The organism is Arachidicoccus rhizosphaerae, assembly GCF_900107765.1.
GTDB classification, from domain to species: domain Bacteria; phylum Bacteroidota; class Bacteroidia; order Chitinophagales; family Chitinophagaceae; genus Arachidicoccus; species Arachidicoccus rhizosphaerae.
In genome coordinates this window covers 17,373-31,927 of the sequence record NZ_FNQY01000023.1, presented here as the reverse complement: position 1 = coordinate 31,927, position 14,555 = coordinate 17,373, and the positions used below count along the sequence as shown (strand labels likewise).

The following is a 14,555-nucleotide window of genomic DNA, read 5'->3' as shown; positions in this document are numbered from 1 at the left end:
CCACGAAGCTACGCTTTTTAGCTGTGACGAGCATGTCCAGACTAAAAGGTCTTCTTATGGACAGGTTCGCTCTTTGCACTGTTTTAATTACTTTTGGGGCTATGATTATAGAAAAGATTGAATCCTTATATCAAAAGATTTACGGCCAGCAGCCTGAAAGAACAGAGAAACTACCTCAAAGTGGCAGTGATAGGTTGTATTTCCGGGTGTTTGCCCCTGCCAACAGCCAAAATCCCGCAACTTGTATAGCCACCTACAACTATAATGAACAGGAGAACAGAACCTTTCTGGCTTTTACAGAGAGTTTCAGGAGTCTGGGATTACCCGTTCCTGAGATTTACGGTTTATCGGAAGATTATCTGCTGTATTTGCAGGAGGATTTTGGCAGTACTTCCCTGGCAGGACTTCTGGAAACCGAAGGCCATAGTGACCGCGTGTATAGTCTGTTTCAAAAAAGCCTGGCGGCGCTGGCCAGATTACAGGTCAAAGGCCACTCAAAGGTGGATTACAGGCTTTGTCTGACCTCTACTGAGTTTGGGAAACAGGCCATTTTAAGTGATCTGCTTTATTTTAAATATTATTTTCTCGACTTTCTGGGACTACCTTATAACAAGCAACAGCTGCTGGATGAATTTGATGTCCTAAGCGTCTTTTTAGGCCAGAGCCGGTACAAATATTTTATGTTCCGGGATTTTCAGAGCCGCAATATCATGGTCAAAGATGAAGAGGTCTACTTTATCGATTATCAGGGAGGTATGAATGGAGGTTTGCAATATGACGCCGCTGCCCTTTTATGGCAGGCCAAGGCTAACCTCTCCAAGGAGTGGAAAGAGTCCCTGCTGGACTATTATATCGAACAGGTAGATGCACTGGTGGACATCAAAGTCGATAAGAATGCCTTTAAAAACCAGTTTAAGGGCTTTGTGCTGATCCGGTTATTGCAGGTGCTGGGCGCTTATGGTTTTAGAGGATTATTCCAAAGGAAGGCCGCTTTTTTAGCAGGTATTCCTATTGCGCTCGATAATCTAAAAAAGTTCACGGATAATAACGTAATCGGTATAGAACTTCCCGAATTTGAAAGAATCCTGGGGTTGATTACAGGGCCCGAGACAAAGACAAAATTTATACCGGTCCAGGCTACGGGGCAAACGCCGCTGGTGGTAGAGATTAACAGCTTTTCGTACAAAAAAGGAATCCCCAAAGACAACAGCAGTAACGGTGGCGGTTTTGTTTTTGACTGCCGCGGTATTTTAAATCCCGGCAGGCAGGATGAGTTTAAAAAACTATCGGGTCAGGATAAACCGGTGCAGGATTATCTGCAACAGCGTACCACTATGAATGAATACCTCAATAGCGTATTTGATCTGGTGAGTATCTCAGTGGAAAATTATATTTCCAGAGATTTTGACCACCTGCAGATTAATTTTGGTTGTACCGGCGGCCAGCATCGCAGCGTCTATGGTGCGGAGCAGACGGCCCGGTATCTCAAAAATAAATACAAGGTAAAGGTCGTCTTAAATCACACCAATCAGGATAACTGGGTCAGGTAATTTAAGAATAGACAGAAGGCAGCACACAGCAGAAAGTAAGCACAAAACAGTAAGCGTTAAAAGCAATGAAAGCACTCATACTCGCGGCAGGCCTGGGCACCCGGTTAAAGCCCTGGACTTTACATCATCCCAAAGCCCTGGCCGAGGTCAATGGCAGATCATTATTACAAAGAACCATTGAATACCTGCAAAAGGCAGGTATTCAGGATGTTATTGTAAACGTGCATCATTTTGCGGATCAGATAGTACAATGCCTTCAGGATAACCAGGGGTGGGGGAGTCATTATGTTATCTCTGACGAAACCAGCCGACTGATGGATACTGGCGGAGCTGTTATGCAGGCTGCCGCGGCAGGTTATCTGGCGGATACCGATCAGTTTTTGATTGTCAATGCGGATATCCTGACAGATTTATCCCTAAATGCGCTTATCAAAGAACAAGTGAGCAGCAGACATCTGGCCACTCTTGCCGTTAGTGACAGAGCCAGCAGCCGAAGGCTGCTGTTTGAAAAGCAGAACGGCCTGCTTGCAGGATGGGAGAATATGACTACGGGTGAACAGAAAATCACCCGCCAGACAGTGGGCTATATCCCCAAAGCATTTAGCGGGATTCACTGTATGAACAGCAAAATTATTCAGCTTTTATCAGAAATACCCGAATTCAACGGCCAGATGCCTTTTTCCATCATTGACGCATATTTAGCGCTCAGTAAAACGGAGGCGGTCGGATTTTATGACCATACGGGCTCCTTGTTTATGGATACCGGCACACCGGAGCGGCTTGTCGAGGCTGCCGCCGTGTTCAGATAATGGACTGAGGACATTTTAATTGCTGCAGTAGCAGGACCCAGTAAATATCATCATCCGGTAATGATTGATTTTTAAAATTTATTTCCGGCCAGCATCGTCCGTTTTTGTCATTTTAATTTTCAGACCATTTTGTAAAAGGGTTACTTCCTTGTAGCTTTCATTTGCCTTACTGAATTGTAGCCGGGCATCAACGGCCGTATAAAAAAACGTATCATCCGCCTGGTAGTATACTTCAAAAGGCAGCTGATCCATATATTTTGCATACAACCGGCCATTTTTTGTGGTTATCTGCATTTTAATCATAGGTTGGTCTTTCATGACATATAGGCCGGTCAGCTTTTTTAAATAATTGCTATCCACCTGACTGGCTTTTGGTTTCAAACTGAATTTGGGCCACTGAATATCTTTCGCCCTGTCTAAAATATCAAGTATAGGGATCATAAGACTTCTCTGATCCATCATCTGATCCGTATTTTCCAGCAGGATGATGACACGATTGATCGTCGGATAATAAGTGATAAGCGATCTGTAGCCGCCTATGCCGCCATTGTGCCAAAGAAAGGATGGAGTGGAGTCCTTTTTAGGAACCAGTAACCATCCGAAAGTATAGGGCATTTGCCCCATGCCGATGGTGTCGAGGCCATTTTTATTTAAATAAGGCTCAAAGGCCACTTTAAAGGTATTTTCCGGTACCAGTTTATGTTGGTGGATGGCCTCTACCCACTTATAAAGATCGCTAACAGTACTCTGAATTCCTGCATGGCCACTGGTGCCGCTGAAAAGTTTATAATAATCCAGCGGGGCAATTTCGTTAAACGGCTGATACTTATGTGTGAGCGGATCCCACAGGTAATTTTTGGCGTATCCGCCTGGTTTAAAGTTCTGGTAATGGCCCATTGGTATAGACGTGTTATTCATGCCAGCCTTGATGAAGATATTTTTTTTCAGATACTCAGCAAAGGAAAGCCCGGAAATCCTACTGATGATATTTGCCAACAGGAGATAATTCGTATTGGAATAGGTATAGAAAGTTCCAGGTTCAAAAATTGTTTTCGGAGCCAATGATGGCAAAAATTTTTCTATGTCCTGGTTATTACAGACCTCTTTATCCAGATGCATCTGCTCTTTTGTCCATCCTAAAAAATCACTGATGCCAGAGCTATGATGAATAAGATCGTTTATGGTGACTGAATGATAGGGAAGGTCAGGGAGGTATTTTGTAATGGTGTCCGTATAATTAAGCTTGCCTTCACTTTGTAATTTCATGATGGCCAAAGCCGTAAATTGTTTACTGACAGATGCCAGCTCAAATGCGGTATTGATTGTATTTTGGATTTTATGTTCAAAATCTGCATATCCATAGGCCCCTTCAAATATGATTTCTCCCTGATCAGCGATGAGTACTGTGCCGTTAAATTGTCCTTCTTTGGCAAGACTATCAAATAAACGATTCAGTGCTGAATTTTTCGATTGAGCATGGGAGGTACAGGATATCAGAATAAGTCCTATAAAATACAGTAATGTTTTATTCATACGTCATATTTGTATTATGGGAAATTGCAGGCTTCTACAAATATAACAGAATATAACCTACCTTATCTCCATAAGGGGAGTGTTTCTGTTGATGGCGAATTTTATCCGGTTGACTTTTTCGGTGTCAGCACTTATTACTCCTACGTGTTACTCCCCAAGATACCCCAGCCATAATGGAAGGAGTATGACCAGTGAGGATTACGCAATAAGATCTGATCAAGTTAAACAAATTGTATCAATACTACATGGCCGGCTTAATAAACAAGCGCTTCAAGATCTTGTAGGGTGATCAGATCGAAAAAATTTTTGGATGAAAAAATTAAACCCTGCTATAAAAACAGGATGGATAAAACCGGTTGCACCTTATCGTCCAAAAAATATACATCAACGTTATGAATGGCCCTCTTTAGGAAAAAAGGGAATAATTGATAATAAATGAAAATAAATAACAGCCATCCGTAATATGCCTATCTGCATTTAATAGAAAAAGCCCCCAGCTGGGGGCCTTAATGCTTTTATCAGACTTAATTTTAAGCCTATTTATAACCTACGCGTGACATTTTGCACATAGGCCGTTGATAATAACTTCCGTCTGAGATTCTGTAAAACCAGAGGGCAGTTTCACATGAGGAACATTGATTTGCTCCAGGCAATAGGTTGTGTGACATTCACTGCAGACAAAATGCACATGCTGGTCATGATGATGCCCTTCAGAACATTCATCCTTGCATAATGCATATCTGATTGAATTGTCTGTAGTAGGGATGATATGGATAATGCCTTTCTGAACAAAAGCCTGTAAGGTCCGGTAAATGGTAATCCGGTCCATTTTCTCGTCTGCCTCCTGCTCAATATCAGCATGTGCCAGCGCACCATTCGTAGATAGAAAAAGATTTAGGATCTTTTTTCTACTGGCCGTAACGCTTAGGTTGGCTGATTTTAATATGTTGGCTATAATTTCGTCTTGCATAATGACCTCCTTTGTTCCGCTTGAACCTATCACAAAATTACATATTATTACCGAATATGTTGTTGCTGAAGTTGTTTCTGCCGCCGGGCCGTTCTTTTAGCAGGATCTGAATGTCTTGCTTTAATTTATCCAGGTCTTTTTTCTGTAATCCATCAAAAATCTCTCCACGAACGTTGCCATCTTTGTCAATCAAGGCAAAGAATTGCGTGTGAATAAACTGATCATCAATGCTTTCTACCGGATTCTTGTTGTCATCCACCAGGTAGCTGTTTCTGGCCTGGTAGTAAAGACTATCCTTTCTTCCCGTCAGAAACACCCATTTACGGTCATTTACTCCCATTGAGTCTGCATAATGTTTTAAACGGGGTACGGAGTCCACCTCAGGCATACAGGTATGGGAGATAATCATAAAGTCTTTTTCATCCTTAAAAGTATTGTAGATGTCATCCATATTATGATTCATCTTGGGACAAATGCCCTTACAGGTGGTGAAAAAGTAATTCACCACACAAACCTTACCTTTCATATCTTCCTGCGTAAATGGCTGTCCATCCTGATTGGTAAAGGAAAACGGCTGTACTGTGCTAAGTGTTGGTAATTTTGTTTTCCAGTTGTCCGTGCCGGCAAAAAGAAAAATCCAGAAAACAATACAGCAAACAGCAAAAAACAGGGTATATCCAATTAGCTTTTTATATTTTTTGAGTACAGACATGACTTAATTCTTTAATTTATGTGCGTAAGCGGGGCAACAGCTCCTTTGGTGTGCAAAGGTACGATAAACGGAGCGGCTTGCCGGATGATTTGTCTATGGCTTAACATTGTTTTGCAACTTTGTTGCAAAGTTGTATCTTTGCACAAATTGTATGAATAAATGGGCTTTAAAATCAACTGGGATGCAATGGGGATAGGGGCTTCGCTGGCCTGTGCTATACACTGTGCCCTTTTGCCGTTAATCATGACTTCATTGCCTGTCTTTGGTATAAATATTATCGAGAACAAAGGATTTGAATATTTTATGATTTTTCTTGCATTTGCCGTAGGGGCCTATGCATTATCCCATGGCTACCGTAAGCATCACCGTAGTTTTGTACCCATTATTTTATTTTCAGTGGGCATTTTATTTTTATTTGCCAAGGAGATATGGCATGATTACTCCATCATTTTACTGATTCCGGCCGTTACCTTTATTGTCTGGGGGCATTACTATAATTTCAGGTTATGCCGGGCTGCCGGGCATCCCAATACAACGACCATAGAATGAGGCTTTTATGCCAGTAGCCGGGATCCTGATATACGGAATGCTAAAAGGCTCCAACTGCTTCAAATTTAACCTCTAAGATTGAATTTGAAGCAGTTGGAGCCTTCTTTTTAATAATTCTATGCCTGCGTATTAAAAATCAGCCCTTTTTATTTTCCATTAATCTGGTCCGTAATTGAGGTGATGGGGTCGCCTATACACCCGCTTGGCATCTGAATATGTAATAAAGCTGCAATAGTCGGAGCGATATCTGTCATATGAAGCGTTTTATTAGTCTCGCCATGTGGTATTTTCCAGCCCATAAAAATCAGTGGAATATGCGTATCATACGTGTACCAGCTACCGTGGGTGGTTCCTGTTTTATAATGACTATCTAAAAATCCCGAGTTATACACGATTTTAATGGCGCCACTTCTTTCCTTATTGTAGCCATTGACAATCATTTCTTTTATTTTTTCAGGAACACCGGAACGGCCGGGGTTAGCGGCATCCATCACAAAAGAGATTTCTGGTTGAAGGTGTAGGTAATCAATCGTTTCCTTTTTCAGCGCATCCATGTCGATGTTATGCGCTTCAGTGAGCGCCTGATTAAAATGTACCTGTTCATTGGAAAAGCTGGTGGCTAAATTCTCCACACCAAATTTTTGCTGCAGGTCTTTATTTAAACCGCTGCGCAGACTGGTAATAAAACCGGTGGGCATTTTACTATGTTCCATAAATCCCTGGGCATGGGCAGCCCCATGGTCGGCGCTAAGGAACACCAGGTAATTGCCTTTCCCTACTTTTTTGTCCAGATAAGTGAAAAATTCTGATAGGTCTTTATCCAGGCGCAGGTAGACATCTTCTACTTCAATTGCATTGGGGCCTACCAGGTGACCGGAATAATCGGTAGAGGCACAGTTGATGGTTAAAAAGTCAGTTACGTTATCCTGACCTAAGGCTTCTCCCGCAACGGCCGCCTCCGCGAATTTCAGGGTCAGCGTATTGCCGAAAGGTGTCTCCCTGAGTGATTCTTTATCTTTCGCATAGGCTGCTTTTAAGTCATAAGGAAATACGGGGCTTTTGGCGGCAGGCAGCAGTCCCTCCCACGGAGCGTCGTCCTTTGTACTTTGCGTATATTCATCAATGGGAAGTAAGGTTTTCCACTGTCCGCTCATCAGCTTTTCAGGAAGCTGTTGTTGGTTAAAGCTGGATACCCAGCCTGGTAATTCATTTTTATAATAGGTACTGGTAATAAAATGACCGGATGGATCATCTAGCCAGTATGCGCCTGTCGGGTTATGACCGGCTGGCAATATGGAAGCCCGGTCTTTTAAAGAAACGCCCACTACTTTTCCCTGAAAATTGGTAGCAAGCCTTAACTCATCGGTAATCGTCGTTGCTAATAAATTTCTGGGAGACATTTTTCCGGCATCTCCGCCGGCGCCTACCGTTTGCACGGTAGAGTCATCCGTACAATAGGTGGATTTACCCGTTTTGGTTATGATCCAGCTATTACCTGCAATACCATGAATGGCAGGAACAGACCCTGTGAAAATGGAAGTATGGCCTACCGCAGTATAGGAAGGCAGGTAATTAATGAAAGTATTGCCACAGCTATAGCCTTCACTAAGCATTCTTTTGAATCCGCCATCTGAATACAAGTCATAATAGCGGTACAGGTAATCCCAGCGCATCTGATCTACAACGATGCCCACGACTAATTTGGGCCTTTCCAGCTGGGCAGAGCCAGTGAAAAATCCGGCTAGCAGTAAAGAAAATAAAGCGAGTTTCTTCATAATAACTTTGTCTTTGTTTCTGAAATGTGGTAAAATTGGTTGAAAGTTAAATGGAATGGCTAAGATAAGGTATTACCAAATAATTAATTTAGCGAAATGCGATATTTTGTTTAACTTGGATATGGCAAAGGAACCGGGCGCCCCAAAGGCGATAGCGCTCCTGCAATTAATCTATGACCATTTAAAATAAATTGGAATATGTCCTCTATCACCTTATCCTTAGTACAGACCAAAGTTTTCTGGAAGAAAAAACAGGAAAATATCCAGATGCTGACGGAAAAAATAGAAGGCATTGCCTCTGCTACGGAGATTATACTGCTTCCTGAGATGTTTAACACCGGGTTTACCTCGGAGCCGGTGAAGGTCGCAGAAACCATGGACGGTCCGACGGTAAGCTGGATGCGGGATCTGGCCGCCGATAAAAATGTAATCATCGGAGGCAGCCTTGTCATCAGAGAGGGAGAGGATTTTTACAACCGCCTGGTCTGGATGATGCCAAATGGAGAGATTGGTACCTATGACAAAAGGCATCTTTTTGCTTACGGAGGGGAGGGGGCTAAATATTCGGCCGGAGGCAAAAGACTCATTGCCAGTGTAAAAGGCTGGAAAATTAATCTACAGATATGTTATGATTTAAGGTTTCCCGTGTGGGCCCGTCAGCAAATGCAAGGAGCAGCCCCTGAATATGATTTATTGATTAACGTCGCCAACTGGCCTGAAAAAAGACAAAGCACGTGGTCCACATTGCTTAAAGCAAGGGCCATAGAAAATATGTGTTATGTGGCAGCTGTAAACCGGGTGGGGGTGGATGGCAATAATATTGTTTATAAAGGAGGTTCCACGGTTTTGGATCCGTTAGGTAATCCACTGTATGATGCAGAGGACAGAGAAGAAATCCAGACGATCACGCTGAAGAAAGAAAATTTGCATCAAATAAGAGATCAGTTCCCGTTTTTAGGGGATGCGGATAGTTTCCTGATTAAATAATGAACCTCCTGGAGGAAATAATGAAAATACGTTTATTGAAATCATTGAATTTTCAATAACAAGGCCGTCTCCCCATAAATAAGGAGACGGCCTTGTTTGGTCTTAGATTCTTTATCTTCTTACTTGTTCCTTCTTTTGTTGCTATTTGAATGTTAACAGCAAAGTAGGTGAAAAGTTTTCTGATGATTACCAATTAGGGTTTTGATGGCCTTTTAAGGCATCACTGGCATCCAGCGTTTCCTGAGGTATTGGGAAATAATAATCTCTGTCGGGATTAAAAACTCTGTCAGCTCCAACCGTGATATGGTTTGGACTGGAGAAAGTAACGACCCCGGTAGTCATGTTTACTTTACCAGGACGCACGCCATAGACCGGACCATTCATGACCTCAGCGGCTATCTTCCACCGTTTCATATCATACCACCTAAGGCCTTCAAATGCGAATTCTACTCTGCGTTCATTACGGACCCTGGCTCTAAGGCCTGCTTGACTGCTTTCGGTCACGGCAGGCATATTTACCCTTTTACGCACCTCATTAATCATAGCTGCTGCTGTAGGCAGATCTTTGTTCTGCTCGATCAGTGCCTCCGCGTAGGTCAGCAATACTTCAGGATATCTGAATACGATAAAACTAAGGCCCTGTCCATCGGCTGGATCGCCATTGGGAAGGTCTACCAGCGGAGCACAATACTTACGCAGGCAATATCCGGTACGGCTACGGTTGCCTTTGGAGGAATTGTAGTACTCATCAGGTCCTACCGGTTCAAGACTGTTAAAAATACGCCCGTTCCAGGTCTCGCCAGGATAGATAATCGAGGCGTAGAAGCGAGGGTCGCGGTTTTCATATGGTTTGTCTGGATTATAGGTTGGATCGTCCATGATGGACTTGCCATTTTTTGTTTCGTAGGCATCCACCAGGCTTTGTGTCGGGTTGACAGAATTCCAGCCACCTTCCTCTACGGTATAAAGGGCATCGATCCAGGAAGCCCAGGTAGGCGCTTTATAGGTGACTTCCAGAATGACTTCTTTGTTTCTATTCGGGTCCGTTTGATTTTTCTCCCAGAATAGCCCTTCATAGTTGTCATAAAGGCCGTATATACCCAGATCAATAACGTCTTTGGCTGCTTTTTCAGCTCCGCTATAATTACCCACAAACAAATCGACTCTTGCTTTTAAGGCCAAAGCGGCACCTCTGGTGACCCGGCCATAGTCTGCGTCTTCTCTGGTAATGGGTAAATCAGGTGCAATGCTCTCTAGTTCAGAATCTACAAAGTCCGTCACTTCTTTTTCTGTATTTCTAGGATATGAATTTTCCTCTCCGTAGCTCAGCACTTTTGTTACAATCGGCACCCCGCCAAAAAACATCATTTTTCTGGCATAGTTGAAGGCCCTTAGGAACCTGGCTTCCGCCTTAAGCTCTTTTTTATCTTCATCAGAAATGGTTGATACCTTGTCGATGTTCTCTAAAAAATAGTTGGCTGTCTTGATGCCTTCATAACTAAAATAGCCTCTATAAAGATCCACATATTTTCCCGTTAAGGAAGGCGTTGCTGTTCCCAGCGCAATAAATGAGGTTAGCTGATTGGTAAACGGACAATAGGCGTTATCTGTGATATCGTCAAGAAGGATACTATTGCCGTCCTCAAAAAAACCACTCATTTTGGTCAGCTGATAAACAGAGGCCAGGTTATCTAATGCGGCTTGCTTATTGGTGAAATACTGGTCAGTGGAATAACCGTCTGTGGGCTGTCTTTCCAGCTTAACGCAAGAGGCAAGCTGTAGTGATGCCAGCGTGGCCAGTGCTACTATTATCTTTTTCATTGAAATGTTATTTTTTGTTTTTGCATCATTGGGTTATATCATTGATATTCCATTGAGCAAGAATGAATTTATATTAACTGATTAAAAAGTCACGTCGATCCCAAAGGAATATGTTTTTAATAAAGGATATCCTGCAGTCGGGCTGCTGATTTCCGGGTCGATTCCTAAGGCGCGCGGTAACTTAGACCAGGTATATAAATTTTGTCCTGAAACATATATTCTGGCGCTGGTCATACTGGCTTTCTTGATAAAGTTGACAGGCAGGCTATAATATACTCTCAGGTTTTTTAACCGTACATAGGATGCATTAAATAAATAGGTAGTGGATGGATAAGTTGAGTTAATGGAATTACTGACTGACACTCTTGGTAAGCGTGTGTTGTAATTGTCTGGTGCATTGATTGGATCATAAGAGTTTTCAATGGTCCAGTCGGTTATACCGTAGCCACTACTAAATCCGTAACCGGTGCTGGAGCCCAGATATAACCATCCACCTGCCGCACCTTGTACCATGCCTGCAATACCAACATTATGGTAGGATACATCGAAATTCAGACCATAAAGCCAGGTAGGGGTCGATGTCTTATCAATCAGTATTCTGTCGGCGTTGTCAATTTTACCATCCTGGTTTCTGTCTACGATCTTCTGGTCGCCATAGGTCTGACCGGTTAGCAGGGTGAAATTTGGGTCCTGGAAATCTTCCTTGGTAATAAGGCCATCTGCCTGATACAGATAGTATGCGTTATTAGGGTGCCCTACGACTTGAGCCCTAGTTGAGGTTGGAGCAAGTTGTTCTCCACCCAGGTCCAAAAGTTTGTTTACCGCATGGCTGACATTCCCATTCAGACTGTAACTGATGCCTTCCGGGTTGATTTTATTCAGGCCCAGGGAAATTTCGATACCTGCATTACTCATCTTGCCGATGTTAGCGACGTAATTTTTAGCACCGTTGACAGCGGATACTGTTTTTGTCATGAGCATGCCCCTGGTTGTTTTGTTATAATAGCCCACTGAAAAGTTCAGTGCATTATTAAGCATAGATCCCTCCAGTGCGATATCCGTGATAGAAGTTCTTTCCCATGTAAAAGTATTATTAGGATCTTGCACTACACTCATCGGCGTAATAATGTTACCGCCAAATACATAATATAACTGACCCCAATAAGCCGGGTCGGTGGTGGCACCTACTATTGCCTGATAGGGATAGTATTTGGCGTTATTATCATCTGATACAGCACCAACGATATTCTGGTTTCCAAGTACGCCGTAACTTCCGCGAAGCTTTAACTCAGAGAATATATGGCGCATAGGCTGAAAGAAATCTTCCTGGGAAATGCGCCAGCCTGCTGAAGCTGATGGGAAAAAGTCCCAGTGAGCATTCGGCGTAAGTCTGGAAGACCCATCCTCTCTGGCATTAAGTTCCAACAGGTATTTGCTTTTGTAATCATAATTAATCCTGGCAAATGCTCCGATCAGTCCCCAGTCCCAGTCGACACTACTGTTGTTCTGGCCATCAGAGCTGCCTAATTGTAGACTCCCCGAACTGTTATTGACAAAATCCCGGCGATAGGCACTCAGGTATTTGTACTTTTCATACTCCTGTTGACCTCCGATAATCGCTTTTATGTGATGGTCTCCATAATGTTTATCGAAATTCAGATCCAGCTGTTGCATATAATGCATGGTGCTGTATGACTCTTTGGTGGAAGAGTTGGGACCGGTTGTTGTCCCATTTGACCATTCAAGCGTATTTTTAAATTGGTCTCTATCCGTGCTTAAATAATTGGCACTATTGGTAAAGTTTATAACCAGATCTTTTGTCAAATCGTAATGTAATTTGATATTGGCAATGACATTATATATTTTCTTTTGATCTAATCCACCCTCTTCCGCCTGTCGTACCGGATTACGTGTGTCATTGGTAGCGGTAATTACCCAGTCACCATTTTCATCTTTAATCAGATCTACAGGGCGTTGACGGTTAATGGCGCTGGTGATGGCATATAAGTCCCCTACGGCCGCTGAGGTGGGCGCCTTTTGATTGGTGTAAGTAAGGGCGAGGCCTAAATCAATACCAAAATTCCCGAGGTCAATCCCGGCGTTATCTCTGAGGGTAACACGGTCGTAATTGGTATGTACGATATTGCCTTTTTCTTGAAAATAGCCCATTGATAAATTGTTTCTGATAGCTATATTGTCATTGGACAGTCCTCCAGAAATGTTTAAGTTGTGAGACTGGGTTACACCGTTTTGACTAAACAGCGCATCGCGCCAGTCGGTGGAAGGAACCTGTCCAGATTTCCAAGCGTTGAGTTCATCCTCCGTAAATACTTTTTTGGAAGGATCCAGATCTGGCTTATTGCGATTGATGGCATCCATCATAAGTGCCGTGTTGTATGCATTGGCATAATTATAGGCATTCGCTTCCTGGAAAAGTTCAGTCGGGTTTTGAACACCAACATAACCGGAGTAATTAATATTCGCTTTGCCTACTTTTGCGTGTTTTGTCGTAATCAGGATTACTCCATTGGCCGCTCTGGCTCCATATAGAGAGGAGGCAGATGCGTCCTTTAAGACTGAAACTGAGGATACATCACTTGGATTGATCATGGACAGAGACCCGGGGATACCATCGATTATAACCAAGGGGTTGGTCTCACTATTTAAGGAACCAACACCTCTGATATTAATAGTCGGCGTCGCTCCTGGTTGCCCTGAGTTGGAAACGATATTTAATCCGGGGACCTGTCCCTGAAGTGCAGAAGTCAGGTTGCTGACCGGCCGGTCCTGCATTGCTTTATTGTCAACAACGGCAATGGAAGAGGTTATCAGATTTTTTTGTTGTTTACCAAATGCCACAACAACGACCTGATCCAGATTACCTGCTCCTTCTTCTAACTGAATGGTAACGGAGGTCTGAGAGCCGACTGTGATTTCCTGGGTTTTTTTACCAACAGAGCTGATAACGAGGACGGACTGTTCACCGGGTACCTTAATAGTAAATTCTCCGGACGAGCCTGTAAGGGTGCCTTTATGGGTGCCTTTAACCAGCACGGATGCACCTTGCAGCGGCAAACCATTCTGGTCTTTTACAAAACCTGTAATCGTGATTTCCTGTTGGGTTGTTTGATGATTATTTGGGCTTACTTCTGGTGTTGCTGCCGCCCATAAAGATCCGCAAGGTAGCATCAAAGCAGAAATGGCCATAAGGCTGACTCCGTACCTGAAGGCTCCTTTGGTTTTGTCAAATAACAAAACACGCTGAGATTTTTTCATGAATTCGAAATTTTGTTTGAGGAGATGTTCTCTAAAAAATAGAAAGATATTAACATTGTTATAGCCAAATATAGGACAGCTCTTAACGAATAATTTCAAAATCAGGGTTGTTACGCAAACGATTGACAAAATTTGCTTACCAAATAATTAAAATTTATTTTTAATTTTAAAAACTTGTTTTAATTATAAATTGTTACAATTCACTCTTTTAGATAATTATATATTAATTATCATTATAGAATGAAATAAAAATGGATTTTATGAATTATTTTCAGTTTATACAATTTTTGCATGATTTGTTCAGAAAACAGGTGGCAGGTTATGAATAAATTCAATTAAAATCGATCCGTATTGGAGGTGAATCTTTGTATTTAAATGCTGCTTGATCTTGCGATATGTTAAACATATTCATGGGTATAAAATTTTATACCAATCATAGTGTTCACTTTGCTTCATCCCTTGGGATGCAATAAGCTTCCGGTTTTTTAATGCTTTTGTTCGACAAGAAAGGTTGTTTTGAAAATGTCGTTGGTAATGCCGCCGTCGGTTGCAAGGACAATTGCCGCCATGAGC

At 42.5% G+C, this 14,555-nt stretch carries 10 protein-coding genes and 1 pseudogene; 5 read left to right on the top strand and 6 right to left on the bottom strand.

Going from position 1 to position 14,555, the window contains the following annotated elements; genetic code table 11:
- Positions 1–56: 56 nt before the first annotated feature.
- Positions 57–1,550 carry a RapZ C-terminal domain-containing protein gene (locus tag BLU80_RS15590; protein ID WP_244518968.1) on the top strand — a complete coding sequence of 498 codons (1,494 nt, stop codon included), beginning with the start codon at positions 57–59 and terminating at the stop codon, positions 1,548–1,550.
- Between the two features lie 65 nt (positions 1,551–1,615).
- On the top strand, positions 1,616–2,359 hold the full coding sequence (locus tag BLU80_RS15585) for a sugar phosphate nucleotidyltransferase (RefSeq protein WP_091400317.1): 744 nt from the start codon (positions 1,616–1,618) through the stop codon (positions 2,357–2,359).
- Positions 2,360–2,437: 78 nt separating this feature from the next.
- On the opposite strand, the gene BLU80_RS15580 is transcribed toward BLU80_RS15585, so the two are convergent.
- Positions 2,438–3,892, bottom strand: a complete 1,455-nt coding sequence (locus BLU80_RS15580) for a serine hydrolase (protein WP_091400315.1) — start codon at positions 3,890–3,892, stop codon at positions 2,438–2,440.
- 301 nt (positions 3,893–4,193) lie between these two features.
- On the opposite strand from BLU80_RS15580, the pseudogene BLU80_RS19985 reads away from it, so the two are divergent.
- Positions 4,194–4,331: pseudogene (locus tag BLU80_RS19985) on the top strand (hypothetical protein); the annotation flags it as partial.
- A 108-nt stretch (positions 4,332–4,439) separates the two neighbouring features.
- Here BLU80_RS19985 and BLU80_RS15575 read toward each other — a convergent pair.
- Both BLU80_RS15575 and BLU80_RS15570 read right to left on the bottom strand, forming a co-directional pair.
- A complete protein-coding gene (locus tag BLU80_RS15575) occupies positions 4,440–4,862 on the bottom strand; it encodes a Fur family transcriptional regulator (protein ID WP_091400312.1) in 423 nt (140 codons plus the stop codon).
- 37 nt (positions 4,863–4,899) lie between these two features.
- A complete protein-coding gene (locus tag BLU80_RS15570) occupies positions 4,900–5,574 on the bottom strand; it encodes an SCO family protein (protein ID WP_091400309.1) in 675 nt (224 codons plus the stop codon).
- 159 nt (positions 5,575–5,733) lie between these two features.
- On the opposite strand from BLU80_RS15570, the gene BLU80_RS15565 reads away from it, so the two are divergent.
- Positions 5,734–6,123: a MerC domain-containing protein gene (locus BLU80_RS15565; protein WP_091400307.1), complete on the top strand. Its 390-nt coding sequence runs from the start codon at positions 5,734–5,736 to the stop codon at positions 6,121–6,123.
- A 146-nt stretch (positions 6,124–6,269) separates the two neighbouring features.
- Here BLU80_RS15565 and pafA read toward each other — a convergent pair whose 3' ends face one another.
- Entirely contained in the window at positions 6,270–7,898 is a 1,629-nt protein-coding gene (gene pafA / locus BLU80_RS15560) for an alkaline phosphatase PafA (RefSeq protein WP_091400304.1), read from the bottom strand.
- Positions 7,899–8,096: 198 nt separating this feature from the next.
- Here pafA and BLU80_RS15555 point away from each other — a divergent pair, with 198 nt between their 5' ends.
- A complete protein-coding gene (locus BLU80_RS15555; RefSeq protein ID WP_091400301.1) occupies positions 8,097–8,885 on the top strand; it encodes a nitrilase family protein in 789 nt (262 codons plus the stop codon).
- A gap of 186 nt (positions 8,886–9,071) precedes the next feature.
- Here BLU80_RS15555 and BLU80_RS15550 read toward each other — a convergent pair whose 3' ends face one another.
- Together BLU80_RS15550 and BLU80_RS15545 are read right to left on the bottom strand one after the other, a co-directional pair.
- Entirely contained in the window at positions 9,072–10,706 is a 1,635-nt protein-coding gene (locus BLU80_RS15550; RefSeq protein ID WP_091400298.1) for a RagB/SusD family nutrient uptake outer membrane protein, read from the bottom strand.
- Between the two features lie 81 nt (positions 10,707–10,787).
- Entirely contained in the window at positions 10,788–13,982 is a 3,195-nt protein-coding gene (locus tag BLU80_RS15545) for a SusC/RagA family TonB-linked outer membrane protein (RefSeq protein WP_091400295.1), read from the bottom strand.
- Positions 13,983–14,555: the final 573 nt, after the last annotated feature.